Source organism: Flavobacterium sp. DW-iso2, from assembly GCF_058725285.1.
In genome coordinates this window covers 1-618 of sequence record NZ_JBZXDY010000015.1, presented here as the reverse complement: position 1 = coordinate 618, position 618 = coordinate 1, and the positions used below count along the sequence as shown (strand labels likewise).

1 protein-coding gene and 1 tRNA gene are annotated in these 618 nt (G+C 30.3%); both read left to right on the top strand.

What is annotated here, in order from left to right:
• The first annotated feature begins 39 nt into the window (after positions 1-39).
• Positions 40-111: transfer RNA gene (locus tag AC4PRO_RS11230), tRNA-Glu, on the top strand.
• 35 nt (positions 112-146) lie between these two features.
• On the top strand, positions 147-398 hold the full coding sequence (gene rpsT / locus AC4PRO_RS11225; RefSeq protein ID WP_492117406.1) for a 30S ribosomal protein S20: 252 nt from the start codon (positions 147-149) through the stop codon (positions 396-398).
• Positions 399-618 lie beyond the last annotated feature (220 nt).

Here is a 618-nt window from a genome sequence, read left to right as displayed (position 1 = left end):
TTTCAATTTTAGATTGAAAAAAAAACTTAGGAGGATAATGGTCCGTTCGTCTAGGGGTTAGGACGCCAAGATTTCGTCTTGGTAACAGGGGTTCGATTCCCTTACGGACTACAAAAAAAGAATAGTAAAAGAAAAAAAATAATAAAATGGCAAATCATAAGTCAGCTCTAAAGAGAATCAGAAGTAACGAAAAGAGAAGAGTATTAAACAGATACCAACATAAAACTACTCGTAATGCAATCAAAGCATTAAGAATAGCAACTGATAAGGTAGATGCTGCATCTAAACTTTCAAATGTAATTTCTATGATTGATAAATTGGCTAAAAAGAATATCATTCATGATAACAAAGCGTCTAATTTAAAATCTAAATTAACGAAACACGTTTCTAAATTGTAATTATTACATTTTTATATATTATAAAAAAAAGCTCCTTTTTGTAGGAGCTTTTTTTATGTCTTTTTTTAAGTTAAGACGGGTCAAGTTTGTCACGGATCAATACCAAAACCTGTGGAGTAGCAAAAATTAAGCGTAAATATTTGTTAGGATCAATACCAAAACCTGTGGAGTAGCAAAAATTAAGCGTAAATATTTGTTAGTCTGAAAAGGAAAAACTCTA